Raw genomic sequence first — 14,485 nt, forward strand, 5'->3', positions numbered from 1 at the left:
AATATCAGTACTATTTTGCATTTTTTCAAACCGGCTTACTTGCCCGACTCCAATCGGCCAACAAGCAGACGGATTTTGTCTTTTTTAGTACGGCCTTCGATTTCGATCATTTTGACCCGGCCATACCCACGCGATGATACCATATCCGATTCATTCAACTCAAACGACGGCTGTTCCTGCACGGTCCAGTTGACTTTCACTTTCCCGCCATTGATCAACGCCGACGCTTTCTGCCGGGACATATTATAGACCGAACTGATGACGGTATCCAGACGCAGCGAACTGACCGTATGGCTTTCTTCTGTCCAGTCTTCCGTCACCTTTACAAAGCTCTCTTCTGATGCGACTTCTTCCAAATGCACTTTCACCTTTGCGGCTGTTGTAAAATTAGCCTGCAAATAACTGCTCACTTCATCCGCAACGGCAATCTGGATTTGCTGTCCGTCAATGCGGATATCGCCAAACTTGCTGCGATCAAGCCCGATGGACATCATGGAGCCTAAAATATCCGGATGCTGCAGCGTGACGAACTTGGTGGGATAGTTCAATTCAAAAACGGTAATTTGAAAATCTTCTTTTTGCGGCTCGTAATACGAAGGGTAAAGCAGTACACGCTGCCTTTCCGCGTCTTCAAACAGCCCTGATGAAGCCATTTGGATATCGCCTGAACCGATCACGGAAGCCACGATAAAACGCTGTCTTGGGTCCAGAAAATCAGTCAGTTTAGGCGTGTAACGGTCTTCAACATCTATCATCCAGCCCGTCACTTGTTCAATGAACGGCTGCTCGTCTTTTCTGAAATGCTGGAATAACGACTCCATAGAAAGCGCTCCTTTTTGGATAGTTAATAGGTTTCAAGCAAAAAACCTCACGTTATGTGAGGTCATTAGCTGAAATAAGAAAATAAAACGATAATCCCGCGGCTCGCTAAGTTCAAAGCAAAGATAGCGACGATTGGCGAAAAATCAATCATTCCGAACGGGGGAATAAAACGCCTGAAAATATCAAGATATGGATCAGTGATGCTTGACAGCATACGGCCAAAACTTGATTCTTTCGCATTCGGCAGCCAGCTCATTAAAATGCTGGCGATTAAAATAAACGAATAGATGTTTATAGCAACTAAAATTAAATTCAATAAAGCAATCATCGGTTATTCATGCACCTCTTTTATTGTTGATCGTCATAATAATACTCGGAAATGGCTCCGTCAACTTCAACGGTATCCGGCACGCACAGGAATATATCCGTTCCAATGCGCTGTATGTCTCCGCCAAGGGCATATACGGTTCCGCTTAGGAAATCAATGATGCGCAAACCTTGGTCTTTTTCGATCCGCTGCAGATTGACTACGACGGCGCGTTTGTTTTTTAAGTTTTCGGCAATGTCCTGGGCTTCCGCATAAACTCTGGGTTCCGCTAAAATCATCTTCGAGGATTTAACTGCACTTTGCAGGCTTACAAGATTGGTAACTCCTGTTTCCACTGTTTTTTGTCTCCGTTCTTTTGGTTGTTTTCGAATTTCCGGCTGAACCGTTACCGCTTTTTCATAGCGGGAAGCCTTCTGCGGTTTAGGCCGCGGCTGTGCTTGTTCTGGTTGAGGCTGGGGTTTCTGCTGTTGAACCGGCGGCTCATCTTCTTCAAATTCTTCCAGATAAAAGAAATTCTTAAATTTGTCTTTCATACTCATCACATTGCCTCACTTTCTGACCCTACTAATGCAGTCCCTATGCGAACAAAAGTCGCTCCTTCTTCAGCTGCGATTTTGTAATCATTGGACATTCCCATCGAACACTCGGTGCAAGGGGCATGGCTCATTCCTTCAGCCGCAACTTCAAGTTGAAGCGATTTCAATCCTTTGAATACATTACGAATAACGGTCTCGTCCGTGGTGTTCGGCGCCATCGTCATCAATCCGACTACCTGGATTTTATCAAAAGCTTCCAGTGATTTAACAAATGCTACTGCTTCTTCTGCAAGTACCCCACTTTTGGATTCTTCCTTCGAAACATTCACTTGCACAAAGCATTTAACGGGATGAGTTGCCCGTTTCTGGATTTCCTTGGCCAGGCTCATACGGTCCAAGGAGTGAAGATAATCGATTTGGTCGATAATTTCCTTGACTTTTCTCGTCTGCAAATTGCCGATAAAATGCCAGCTGACATCCGCTGAAATCGCTTGGCGCTTGTTCAATAGCCCTTCCGGACGGTTTTCGCCAAGATGGCCGATTCCAGCTTCAATTGCCTCTGCTGTACGTTCAACGCCTACTTGTTTGGTGACTGCAATGACCTGAATGCCAGGCCGGACATTATTTAATTCTTGTGTGATTTCTTCATAGACTGGTTTAATGGGTTTCATGCATTCACAACTTTTCTATTGATGTTCAACTTGTCCTGCTTATCGCAAGCCAAGTCATCTGCTGCATTCAGCGGAACCCACTGAATGCAAAAGTCTGATCGGTTCCACTAGCAATTTCAGGGGCGTCCCCTAAGAATGTAGTTTCACTTTATTGTACCAAGTAACAGGTTTTTTATCAATTCCACCCTATCATAAAGCCCTTCTTATCTTGCATTTCCGACTTTTCTTGTACAAAATTCGAATAGCCCATGCGGGTGCTTTGAATATTCATTTCACAAAAAAACAACCGCCCTAAGGCGGCTGTCAATTTTAATTATCTTCTTTTTTGGCGGTTGCGCAGGAATGTAGGGATGTCTAATGCATCTTCCTGTGGTTTGTCCTGGCGGGCAGGTTCCTGCTGATACGACGGGTAATGTTCTTCCCGGCGCTGGTCTTCCCGGCGCGATTCACGAAGTGACGGCGGAGACTGCTGTTGGATCGACTGTACTCGGCTTGAGTTTAATCCTGATCCTCTTGGCGTTCTCGGCTGAAGCAATTCTTCGTTGAATCCGGTAGCAATAACTGTAACCACGATTTCATCTTTTAAGTTATCATTGATGACCGATCCGAAAATCATGTTTACATCTTCGTCAGAAGCTGAAGCTACGATGTCCGCTGCTTCTTGTACTTCATAAAGGCTAAGATTAGATCCGCCTGTGATGTTCATTAAAACACCTTTTGCTCCGTCAACGGAAACTTCAAGCAACGGGCTTGAAACAGCTTTTTTCGCTGCTTCAGATGCACGGTTTTCCCCTGAAGAAACACCGATTCCCATCAAAGCAGAACCTTTGTTGGACATGATTGTTTTTACGTCCGCAAAGTCAAGGTTGATTAGACCAGGTACAGCGATCAAATCGGAAATACCTTGAACCCCTTGGCGTAGAACGTTATCCGCTTCGCGGAAAGCTTCAAGCATTGGCGTGCTCTTGTCAACGATTTCAAGCAAACGGTCGTTTGGAATAACGATCAATGTATCCACAGATTCTTTCATTGTGCTGATTCCGCTGATTGCTTGAGTCGAACGCTTGCGTCCTTCGAAAGTGAATGGGCGAGTTACAACCCCAACAGTCAAAGCGCCCAGTTCTTTGGCAATTCCTGCAATTACAGGTGCTGCTCCCGTACCGGTTCCGCCGCCCATGCCGGCAGTAACGAATACCATATCTGCTCCGCGCAAAGCTTCTTCGATTTGTTCTTTGCTTTCTTCAGCCGCTTTTTTGCCGACTTCCGGATTAGCACCTGCTCCAAGTCCTCGAGTCAATTTGCCTCCGATTTGAAGTCTAGTTTCAGCTTTTGAAAGGTTTAGCGCTTGTGCATCTGTATTTACAGCGATGAATTCTACGCCTTGCACTCCGTGTTCGATCATACGGTTTACCGCGTTGTTTCCGCCGCCGCCTACACCGATTACTTTAATGACTGCCAGTGCATCGATTGATGTATCAAATTCCAACATTCTTTTTCCTCCTATATATTGCTCAGCTTTAGATTAAGCATAATGCAATGTTGATTTTATTCAAAGAATCTATCAAACATTTTTTTAGCTTTTGTAACAACGCCTTCACCGCTCTGTTTAGGCTGCTTTTGCTTTTTAGGCTGCTGGTGCTGTGGTTCCGGCTCTACGTGTGCAGATTCGGACAAAGCGCCTCCGCTTCCTACGTTGCCATAGAACATATCTTCCATGTAAGCGTACTGGATCAGGCCTACAGCAGTGGTATATTGAGGCTCACGTACACCGATGAATTCCGGTACGTATACGCGGACGCGCGTTTGCATGATATGGCGCGCCAATTCCGGCAGCCCTTCAAGCTTAGCCATTCCGCCAGTCAATACGACTCCTCCTGGAAGGTCTTGATATCCAAGACGGTAAAGCTCATCTAAAATCAATTCGAAAAGTTCTTCCAGGCGAACTCCGATTATTTCAGATATGTATTTTTGGCTGTATTGCTCTTTTGAATCGGAACCGATTACTTCCACTTCGAACAATTCATCTTCAGAAGCATCGTCATAAAATGCATGGCCATACTCCAGTTTGATTTTTTCAGCTTGGTCTGTTGGCGTTTTCAGAACGATGGATAAATCTTTCGTCACATGGTCTCCACCGACTGGAATAACGGAAGAAGCAGTCAAATGGCCATCTTGGAAGACAGCGATCGATGTTGAGCCTCCGCCGATGTCGATGCAGGCAGTGCCGTGATTTTTTTCATCTTCTGTCAAGGCAACATATCCTGCGACAAGTGGCTGAACGTAAATATCACGGATTTGCAATCCCGCACGTTCTACGCATCTTAACACATTATGCAAAATGGTTTTTGATGTTGTCACCATTGTACCATCCATTTCAAGGCGAATCCCAATCATACCTCGCGGATCTTTGATTTCATCCAAATGGTCGACGATATACTGTTCAGGAATGATGTTGACCAGTTCCCGTTCCGGCGGAATAGAAATAACTTGTGCCGCTTCAAGCACACGGTCCAGATCATCATCCGTAATTTCACGGTTCTCGCTGTTGACTGCCACTACCCCTTTGACAGGATGAAGAGCAGCTTTGTTAGCCGGAATTCCCAGCACTACCTCGTGGATCGACTTTCCGATCATGCGCTCCGCTTGGTCAACTGCTTTTTTAATGGATTGAACTGTAGCATCTATATCAACAATCGCACCTTTTCTGATTCCGTTTGATTTTACATTTCCTACGCCAATGACATGTAAAGATTTGTTGGCCATTTCTCCGATTAATACTTTAACGGATGACGAACCGATGTCTAGGCTTACATATAATTCTGATTGACTCAATTCGTGGCACCTCCTTAATAAACTTCTATATTATATTCTATTGTAAATTGTATCCCTTGTCTAAGTAAAACAGCACAACTTTGTAAATTTTCCTTCAACTTATCCCTGCAATTCACGAACTTCCTTTTTTTCTGCCCATTTTGTCAGAAGAATCCGGCGTATTACAGCGATATTTTGGAATAAGCGAACCCCAAATGCAAAAATGGCGGCTAAATACAAATCGACTCCCAGATGCACACCGATAAACGCAAGCGCCGCTGCCAGTACAATATTGAAGAAAAAGCCCGACACAAATACTTTATCGTCGTAGACGCCTTGCAAATGCGCCCGGATTCCACCAAATAAGGTGTCAAGCGAAGCAAGCACGGCAATGGACAAGTAATCTGCATATTCAGGAGGAATTTGCATATCGGTTAACAGGCCGAGTGCAATTCCAAGCAATAAACCCAGTACAGACAACCACATGACTATTCCTCCTCCACTTTTTCTAATTGTTGATAGTTGTGTTCTTTGTCATAAGCTTCTACACTCACTTGATCCATTGGTTCTGTGATCAAGACCGAAAGATTATCAATATAAAAATCATCGTGTATACGGGATGACATTAAATGATTATACAGCTTTTCCGTATCATCCATCGTTTTTGAAACAATTTTAATTTTAAATGGCGGAGTTTGAACAGGAACGGTATTAACAGTGGTCGTTCCGTTAATATCGCGGATGGCGGTTGTATTGACCACCCGGTTGCCATCAATCGAAATGTAGAGCCCATTATGCCGATTGATTTCATTGACCAGGCGGATCAATAGGTCGGGTGCAATCCCTTCAATATTCAAACCTAAAGCGACTGCTTCTGGAGAGGGTTCAATGGAGATTTCTATGCCTGGGCCAGTCATTTCGGCCAAGCCAGCTGCACTTCTTAAATCCTCGACGGTTTCTTTTAATGCCTGTTCCGGACTCTCATTCGATGCATCTTCGTATTTGGACAAGGTATCATCAAGGGTGCCGACCTCTGTCAGCAGCTCCGAATGCAGCTGCATTTCGCGCGAAAGCTCCTGCCTGATTTCCCAAATATCGCGTGTGTCGCGCGCATCCGGTTCATTGATGGTGTTGTATTGAATCGCCGCCATCAACCCGATGATGAATAAGATGACTGAAAAGCGGGAAGAGAGTTTCTTTTTCATGCTGCCTCTCCCCTCCTATGATTCTGTCAGCAACGCTGGCATGGAAATTTTTTGTCCAGCGTCCAATGTGACGATAATATTATCATTTACAAGCTGATCCATAACGCCGCCTGATAGCTTCATGGAAGATTCCAGCACGTCCGGTTCGCCGATCGCTTCAATCGTGAAAGGCGCCGGGTACTGGACACCGTCCACGGTAATGACCGGTCCGGTACAGACAATATACGAATTCGCGTGGATTCGCTGCCCATTGATTGAAATGGCTTGCGCCCCGGAAATATACAATTCGTTGATCACTTGGAACACATGGCTCTCGTGCACGATGTAATCATTCGGATTCACGGAATCCGGCTCGTAATCGCCGTCCTGCAGGGTTACTTTTAATCCGGACCCTTTAACCGGCAGAATGCCGATATACCGCCGCAGAGCTTCCGCTTCTTCGGTATAGTCAGCAAAACGGTTTTCGCCGTCAGAGAAAGAATCTTCATATTCTTGGACAGTTGCTTGTTTTTCTTGTAACTCCTCACGCAATGATTTGTTGCGTTCCTGCTGTTCAATCAATTCTGCCCGAAACCGCTCTTCTTCTTCAGAAAAAGTTTTTCCGTCAAAATTCCTGGCTGCTTCTTCCTCTTGAGAAAGGCTGTAAGAGTAAGCCATGATAAAGCCCAACACAAGAAAAACAAGAGAAAAGATAATCGATTTACTGAAGCTTGCCCGGCTATTCTTCTTCAGTTGTTTCGGATTCTTCATTCTCGGCACCTTCCTTCCGAGGACCATATACGTCTTCGTAAGAACGGAAGAAAATTCCGACCTCCATGTCAATAACACCCTTTTGGCCATCTTCGAGCTGAGCTACAACAGAAGGATAGTAATTCAGCTTTTCAGCCAGCGAACTTAATATCCCTCTTACTTCATTTCCATCGTTCATATAGAGCGTCACATAGGCTGCTTCTTCTTCACGTGGAGACAAAATAATCTGGGAGATCAAGTTGAATACTTCCGAATCGATCTTTGCCAGCTGATTGACCAGTTTCGATCTCGTCTTAGCATCTTCAAAATTTGTTAAGATGGGGCCATCAACTGAGGTTACCGGTTTTTCCAAAGCAAAATTATTTGATAAAACCATCTGGTAGCTATTGCTTTTATCAAGATAACCGATGCTCTCAAACTCTTGAATTTCAATCTCTACACCAGTCAGCCATTTTTTATTGACTGAGGATTTTTCTACCCATTCCAGTCCATCCAGGGTCTTTTCAATGTCCGATTCCGTGAAGGACCACATGGAGTCGCCAATCGCCAAGCCGCTAAGCTGCTGATACTCGGCTCCTTCGTACAGTTCTGCTCCCGTGACAGTGATGTCCTGGATTTTACTGTATTTTGTTTGGCTATAGATTAGAATGGCCAGCAATACAAGAAAAATGAACAGCAACGCCACGAACTTGCGATTGGTTCTTTTTTTCCGCCGCTCACGAAGCGTCGGGATGCGTTCTTCGATATCAATCACTTTGTCCATACTTGCTGCTCCTTCCCCTTTATTCGTTCGCTTCTGTTACTTGCAGGACTGCATCGATAAATGCATCACCGCGGATTTCAAAACTTTCATATTGATCCCAGCTTGCGCATGCCGGAGACAAGAGGATGGTATCTCCATCTTCTGAATGGCTTACTGCTTTTTCAACAGCATCCAGCATGTCGCCTGCTTTTGTGATTGCCGGTACTCCGCAATCAGCAGCAAATTCTACAAAACGGTCAGCGGTTTCGCCAAATGTGATGAGCGCTTTTACACGGTTCATATAAGGACGCAGCTCTTCAAGCGAATGGTTTCGCTCAAGCCCGCCAGCCAACAGAACAATTTGTTCGGGAAATGCTTCAAGCGCACTTTTTGTCGCCAAGGCATTGGTCGCTTTGGAATCGTTATAGAACTTTCTTCCGTTCCAGGAAGTAATAAATTGGGAACGGTGTTTTACCCCTGTGAAGGACGTCAACACCCGGGTAATGGTTTCTTTCGTTCCGCCCCATAGAAGCGCCGCAGCTGTTGCTGCCAGGATATTCTCCAAATTGTGCTGGCCGCCCAGCATAATTTTCGAGCGTTCAATCACTTTTTCTCCTTGCCAGTAAACAAATTCATCATCTGCACTGATGCTCTGCTCGGTCTTGCCTTTGAGCGTAAATGGAATCAGCTGCGCTTTGCATTTCGCCGCAAATGCTGACAGCAAGGGCTGGTCTGCATTGTAGATGAAATAATCTTCCGATGTCTGATTCTGGGCAATTTTCATCTTCGAAGCGGTATAGTCTTCAAACGAACCGTGATAGTCCAAATGCGCTTCATAAAAGTTGGTGACAATCGCGATGCGCGGCCGGAATGTATCTGTCCCTTTCAACTGGAAAGAAGAAAGTTCGGTGACAATGACGTTTTCTTCCGTCGCGTTTTCAGCAACACCGCTTGCGACAGTTCCGATATTCCCAGCAATCAGCGGTTTCTTGCGATCCTGGTTGAGCATATGAAACAACAAGGTAGTGGTCGTCGTTTTGCCGTTGGATCCCGTTATGCCGATAAATGGAGCTTCACTGATCAAATAGGCCAATTCAATCTCCGTCCAAATCGGAATTCCTTTTTCAATTGCTGATTCGATAATTACGTTATTGTATGGAATGCCCGGGTTTTTCACCACTAATTCAAAGCCTTCATCCAAAAGATCTTCCGGATGTCTGCCGCAAATTACGGTCACTCCCAAATTCAATAATTCTTGGGCTTCTGAGTTTTCCTCAAAAGGCTTAGCATCGTTAACGGTAACGAAAGCACCTAGTCCATGAAGAATGCGAGCCGCTGTAAACCCACTTTTCGCAAGCCCCAACACAAGCACTTTTTTATGATAAAGTTGTTCAACTTGCTTCATTTTATAAGACCTCCAAAGCTACTGCAATTAATGCGGCAATCAGGCCGACCAGCCAAAAGACTGTGACGACTTTCCACTCTGACCATCCGCTCAGTTCAAAATGATGATGAATCGGGCTCATTTTGAAAATACGTTTTTTTCTTAATTTGAAACTGCCGACCTGTAAGATGACAGACAGCGTTTCAATTACGAATACCAGACCGATAAGCAGAAGCAAAAGCTCCTGTTTCAACAAAATCGAAACCATTGCAAGCGCTCCGCCAAGTGCCAATGAACCTGTGTCTCCCATAAAGACTTTCGCCGGGTATTTATTGAATACCAGGAAGCCAAGCAAGGCACCTGCTACAGAAAACGTAAACAAGGCAATGGCGTTTTCATCCTGATGGATGGCCAGCACGCCAAACGCTGCAAAAGCGATTGAAGCCGTACCCGCAACCAATCCATCGAGGCCGTCTGTCAAATTGACCGCATTGGAAAAACCAACGAGCCAAAAGATGATGAACAACACATAGACAAACGATAGTTCAATTGCCAGGTCCGTAAACGGAATCGATACGGATGTATCAAATTCTGTGCCGTTCAGCAATAAGAATGAAATAATAGCAATAACGATTTGGGCGATTAATTTCTGCAAAGAAGTTAATCCCAAGTTTCTTTTTAGTACCACTTTAATAAAATCATCCAAAAATCCGATCAGGCCGAAACCGAAAAGCACCAGCAAAAGAATCATAATATCCGCTGTCAGCCCTTCAGTAAACAACGCGACCAGCAAAACCGTCACAATAATAGCGATTAAGTACACAAGGCCCCCCATTGTAGGGGTACCTGTTTTTTTCATATGGGATTCAGGCCCTTCTTCCCTAATACTCTGGCCGAATTTCATTCTTCTCAATAGGGGAATAAAAAGCGGCATCAGTATAACTGTCAGTAAAAAAGCGGCTCCAAAACCAATCAATAAATTAACGTCCATCATAGAACTCCTTTAAGCAATAAATTATTCAGTTGGATCTTCAACTATTTCTTCTTCGTTTGTTTCTCCAGCTGAACCTTCTTCAGCTGGTTCTTCAGCAGTTTCCGTTGGTTCTTCAGGTGTTGCTTCTGAGGCTTCTGCAGGCGTTTCCTCTGCAGATTCTTCAGAAGCTGCACTGTTTTCTTCCGGCACTGCCTCTACAGGGGTTTCTTTCGTCCCTGGTTCTGCAGCACCTTCAGCCTCGTCTTCAGCCGTTTCTTCAGTTGCGCCTTCAAAACTATCCGTCGATTGGATTTGAGAGGCATTTTCAGGCGTCTGAAGGCGTATGACGACCGGATCTTTTGAAGTGACTTTAGACCCCGGAGACAGGCTCTGGCTCACGGCATAGCCCTGGCCGGCAAGTTCCACCGATAAGCCACTAAGCGATTGATACGCCAGCAAATCGCGTTTTGACCAGCCTGTAAAGTCCGGCAAAATTGACGTTCCTGCAGTTTTTAAAATCACGGTGCCGCCTTCAACGACCGCTTCTCCTGTTGCCGGATACTGGCCTTCCACTTTCGTGCTTCCGCCTGTAACTACTACATTCAGCCCTCTTCCAGCCAATTGTTCTGTAACTTCCGCAGACGATTTGCCTGCGTAATCTTCCAGCTCTGTAGTTTTTACATCCTTCGCATTATCCGGTTTCACATTCAGGTGTTTCAAGCCATTTTCCATGACCGAATTGAAAATCTTGGCTACAGGTGCACTTCCATACTCCCCAGCAGGCAACTTCGGCTGCTGGACACCAATATAGACAAGCAGTTCAGGATCATCTGCCGGCGCCATTCCCAGGAAAGAATACAAAAATCCGTTTTTTCCTTGGTTAATGTAACGGCCATCAGGCCCCGGCACTTGTGCTGTTCCCGTCTTGCCAGCTACTGCGTATTCCTTTAAGGCAAACGGCCTGCCCGATCCATTTTCGGAAGTGACAGTCGAAGCAAGGATTTCTTTCACTTTTTCGGCAGTTTCTGCTGAAATCGGCTGACCTGCTTCTTCCGGCTTGCTTTTCACCGTCACTTTTCCAGTATCCGGATTTTTAATCTGGTCAATGACATATGGCTTCATCATGACGCCTTCGTTTGCAATTGCTGACGCTGCCTGAATCATCTGGATTGGCGTCACTGTCGAACCTTGACCATATGTTGTGGTCAGACGTTCAATCGGACCGGTATCCAGCACTTTCCCCGGCGCCTCATTCGGCAAATCGATGCCTGTTTGCTTGCCAAAACCGAAAGCATCAATATACTTCATAAATGTTTCAGGACCAATGCGTTCGAGCAGATAGGCCATTGACACGTTTGAAGAACGCTGGAAACCTTCCAGGAACGTTATGCTCCCCCAGCCTCTGCCGCTGTTGTAATCTCCGATAGTCGTCCCCATCAGCGAATACTTTCCAGAATTGTAATAAGCGTTCGGATCCCATTTGCCTTCTTCAATGGCAGATGCCAAGGTAAACATTTTCATTGGCGAACCGGGTTCGATGGTCAATTCTATACTTTCATTGAGCCAATTGTCAGAAAGGCCCTCTCGTGTGTTCGGATTGAATGTTGGACGCTGCGACATGGACAAAATTTCCCCTGTATCCGGATCTGCCACGACAGCAATCATCCGGGTCGGTTGATATTCTTTTTGAACTTTCGTCATCGCGTCTTCCAGGAAATTCTGGAGGGTTTTATCCAGAGTCAATTGGACATCTGAACCATCCACTGCCGGCGTAACGGCAGATTCGTTATTAGGCAGCAAAAATCCCCATTTATCGGTGGAGAATTCAATTTTGCCGTTTTTTCCAGTTAACGCTTTGTTATGGATGGATTCAAGCCCCATCCTTCCTTTTGTGACCATTTGGCCGTCTTTGGTTTCTTCTTTCATAGCAAAACCGATCAAATGGGAAGCAAATGTCCCATTCGGGTATAAACGCTTCAAATCTTTGACAAACAGAATGCCTGGCACTTCTTCTTCTTTCATTTCAAGCATTTTCGTATGGCTGATTTCACGGCCGGCTACTCCGAATTCCACCTGGTAGCGGTCTTTTTCCACGCCTTGTTCCAAAATGGCTAACACTTTTTCTTCTTCCATTTCCAAATGCTTAGCCAAAAACTCGGCTGTTTCTTCTACATCCACTACGTGACGAGGGTTGCTGGCACTCTGGGTGGCCGATTCATCTAGGACCGCCACTACCTTATACGTCAGTGTATCTTCCGCAATCACTTGTCCGTCACGGTCTAAAATTTTCCCGCGCTCAGCAGCGAGCACTTCTTCCTGCTGGTATTTCGCGGCGGCTTTAGCTGCCAATTCCTGTCCTTCGACTGTGCCAGTTGCCTGTATTGAGACAATTCTGACGGTCAAAATGAAAAAGAGCCCTGCAAAAACTAAAAACAGCAGAAAGGCTCCCCATTGAAATCGAAACTTTTTTTTCATTGTCCTGGCACTACCTTTACATTATGCTCATTTAATTTTAGACCAAGCTCTTTCGCTTTTGCCCAAATGCGCTCATATGTAGACAGTTCGGTTGCTTGTACAGACAAATCTGTATTTTGTTTCACTTTTTCATCGATTGAATGTTCAATTTTTTGAATTTCTTGTGTAGATGCCTGAATCACCGATTGGTTTTGAAGAACCAAAAGTGCACATAGGACAAATGCTGCAAAGAAAGACAAATAAAGCACTTTCTCGCCTTTTGTAAAAATACCTTTTTTTCTTACCGGTTGCCGGACCGGATTTTGAGGAACGGCCGGCTGTTGTATGTATGCTTCTTTTCTTGCATATAGCGCCATTTGAACACGTCCTTACTCTTTGATTTTTTCCACAATCCGCAATTTTGCCGACCGTGAACGATTGTTCTGTTCTAACTCTTCCTCAGACGGAAGAATCGGTTTTCTGGTGATCAACTTAAATTTCGGTTCCATGCCTGCTGGAATCATCGGCAGGTTTGGAGGCAGTTCCGGCATTGATGACGCTTCCTTGAAAAGCGTTTTACATAACCGGTCCTCCAGTGAATGGAAGGTAATAACACTGACTCTTCCGCCGACAGCCAGTAAATCAAGTGCATCCTGGAGTGAAGTTTCCGCCGATCCAAGCTCATCATTTACCGCGATGCGGATTGCCTGGAAAATGCGTTTTGCCGGATGGCCGCCTTTTCGTCTGGCAAATGCTGGTATGCCGTCTTTGATCAGTTCCACTAATTGGCCGGTTGTTTCAATCGGCGCGGTTTCCCTTGCCGCTTCAATCTTCCGGGCAATTTGCTTCGAAAATTTCTCTTCGCCGTAGCGGTAAAAAATCCGTACCAAATCTTCAAATGGCCATTCATTCACCACATGATAAGCAGTCAACTCAGCGGATTGATCCATCCGCATGTCTAACGGTGCGTCATTGTGGTAGCTGAATCCTCTTTCCGGTGTATCGAGTTGCGGAGAAGAAACGCCGAGGTCATATAATATGCCGTCCACTTTTTCAATTCCGCGCATTTCCAATTGTTCTTTAATGAACTTAAAATTCGAATGAATAAACGTAATTCTGTGTAAGTAATCTTTCAGTTTTACTTGTGCATGAGCGATAGCTGTCGCGTCCTGGTCAAAACAGTACAAATGTCCTTCATCGGATAACTGCTTTACCAAGTATTCGCTGTGTCCGGCTCCGCCAAGCGTGCAGTCTACATAGACGCCATCAGGACGAATGTTCAGTCCATCGACAGTCTCCTGCAGTAAAACCGTGGTGTGGTTGAACAATCCATTCCCCCCGTTCAGTTGTTAGAAATCAAAGTCTGCTAAATTCTCTGCAATGTCATTAAATGAGTCTTCAGACGCTGTAAAATATTCTTCCCATGCATCTTTCGACCAGATTTCGAATCGATTCGATACACCAAGAATCACGCATTCTTTGTCAAGTTTTGCATATGTTAGCAATGTTGATGGAATATTGACGCGCCCTTGTTTATCAAGTTCCACTTCCGTGGCACCTGAGAAAAAGAACCGTGTAAATGCACGTGCGTCTTTTTTAGTGACCGGCAGCTCTTTCAGCTTTTCTTCGATCTTTTGCCATTCATCCATTGTGTAACCAAATAAGCATTGATCCAGGCCACGGGTTATAACAAAGTTCTCGCCAAGTTGCTCACGAAACTTTGCAGGTACGATTAAACGTCCCTTTGCATCAACGCTATGTTGATATTCTCCCATGAACATGCCTGTCACCCCACTTAATGTCTTTAAT

At 45.1% G+C, this 14,485-nt stretch carries 16 protein-coding genes; all 16 read right to left on the reverse strand.

Translation table 11 applies throughout. The features are described from left to right. Positions 1-35: 35 nt before the first annotated feature. The 16 genes from HU147_RS03630 to mraZ all read right to left on the reverse strand — a co-directional run bounded on the left by HU147_RS03630 (position 36) and on the right by mraZ (position 14,457). Positions 36-821: an RNA-binding protein gene (locus HU147_RS03630; protein ID WP_224074953.1), complete on the reverse strand. Its 786-nt coding sequence runs from the start codon at positions 819-821 to the stop codon at positions 36-38. A gap of 65 nt (positions 822-886) precedes the next feature. Further along, a complete protein-coding gene (locus HU147_RS03635) occupies positions 887-1,150 on the reverse strand; it encodes a YggT family protein (protein WP_036806871.1) in 264 nt (87 codons plus the stop codon). Positions 1,151-1,170: 20 nt separating this feature from the next. Beyond that, entirely contained in the window at positions 1,171-1,689 is a 519-nt protein-coding gene (locus HU147_RS03640) for a cell division protein SepF (protein ID WP_224074954.1), read from the reverse strand. Next, positions 1,689-2,357: a YggS family pyridoxal phosphate-dependent enzyme gene (locus HU147_RS03645; RefSeq protein WP_224074955.1), complete on the reverse strand. Its 669-nt coding sequence runs from the start codon at positions 2,355-2,357 to the stop codon at positions 1,689-1,691. The genes HU147_RS03640 and HU147_RS03645 overlap by 1 nt, the downstream gene beginning before the upstream one ends. Before the next feature lie 313 nt (positions 2,358-2,670). Beyond that, positions 2,671-3,846, reverse strand: coding sequence for a cell division protein FtsZ (ftsZ, locus tag HU147_RS03650; protein ID WP_074510206.1), 1,176 nt, complete (start codon positions 3,844-3,846; stop codon positions 2,671-2,673). 56 nt (positions 3,847-3,902) lie between these two features. Then, positions 3,903-5,189 (reverse strand): cell division protein FtsA, encoded by a 1,287-nt coding sequence (ftsA, locus tag HU147_RS03655; protein WP_224074956.1) that lies wholly within the window; start codon positions 5,187-5,189, stop codon positions 3,903-3,905. 99 nt (positions 5,190-5,288) lie between these two features. Next, complete coding sequence (locus HU147_RS03660; protein ID WP_224074957.1) at positions 5,289-5,654, reverse strand: small basic family protein; 366 nt, start codon at positions 5,652-5,654, stop codon at positions 5,289-5,291. 2 nt (positions 5,655-5,656) lie between these two features. After that, entirely contained in the window at positions 5,657-6,373 is a 717-nt protein-coding gene (locus tag HU147_RS03665) for a DUF881 domain-containing protein (protein WP_224074958.1), read from the reverse strand. Positions 6,374-6,388: 15 nt separating this feature from the next. Next, on the reverse strand, positions 6,389-7,123 hold the full coding sequence (locus tag HU147_RS03670; RefSeq protein ID WP_224074959.1) for a DUF881 domain-containing protein: 735 nt from the start codon (positions 7,121-7,123) through the stop codon (positions 6,389-6,391). Further along, positions 7,092-7,886, reverse strand: a complete 795-nt coding sequence (locus HU147_RS03675) for a cell division protein FtsQ/DivIB (protein WP_224074960.1) — start codon at positions 7,884-7,886, stop codon at positions 7,092-7,094. The genes HU147_RS03670 and HU147_RS03675 overlap by 32 nt, the downstream gene beginning before the upstream one ends. 19 nt (positions 7,887-7,905) lie before the next feature. Beyond that, positions 7,906-9,270 carry a UDP-N-acetylmuramoyl-L-alanine--D-glutamate ligase gene (murD, locus tag HU147_RS03680; protein WP_224074961.1) on the reverse strand — a complete coding sequence of 455 codons (1,365 nt, stop codon included), beginning with the start codon at positions 9,268-9,270 and terminating at the stop codon, positions 7,906-7,908. Between the two features lies 1 nt (position 9,271). Further along, positions 9,272-10,243 (reverse strand): phospho-N-acetylmuramoyl-pentapeptide-transferase, encoded by a 972-nt coding sequence (gene mraY / locus HU147_RS03685; RefSeq protein WP_440137286.1) that lies wholly within the window; start codon positions 10,241-10,243, stop codon positions 9,272-9,274. A 21-nt stretch (positions 10,244-10,264) separates the two neighbouring features. Then, positions 10,265-12,697, reverse strand: a complete 2,433-nt coding sequence (locus HU147_RS03690) for a penicillin-binding protein (RefSeq protein WP_224074963.1) — start codon at positions 12,695-12,697, stop codon at positions 10,265-10,267. Then, positions 12,694-13,053: a cell division protein FtsL gene (gene ftsL / locus HU147_RS03695; RefSeq protein WP_224074964.1), complete on the reverse strand. Its 360-nt coding sequence runs from the start codon at positions 13,051-13,053 to the stop codon at positions 12,694-12,696. The genes HU147_RS03690 and ftsL overlap by 4 nt, the downstream gene beginning before the upstream one ends. A 12-nt stretch (positions 13,054-13,065) precedes the next feature. Then, entirely contained in the window at positions 13,066-14,004 is a 939-nt protein-coding gene (gene rsmH, locus HU147_RS03700) for a 16S rRNA (cytosine(1402)-N(4))-methyltransferase RsmH (RefSeq protein WP_224074965.1), read from the reverse strand. Between the two features lie 21 nt (positions 14,005-14,025). Beyond that, positions 14,026-14,457, reverse strand: coding sequence for a division/cell wall cluster transcriptional repressor MraZ (gene mraZ / locus HU147_RS03705; RefSeq protein WP_036806910.1), 432 nt, complete (start codon positions 14,455-14,457; stop codon positions 14,026-14,028). Between the last annotated feature and the right edge of the window lie 28 nt (positions 14,458-14,485).

The sequence above is a fragment of the Planococcus chinensis genome (assembly GCF_020071995.1).
Lineage (GTDB): Bacteria > Bacillota > Bacilli > Bacillales_A > Planococcaceae > Planococcus > Planococcus chinensis_A.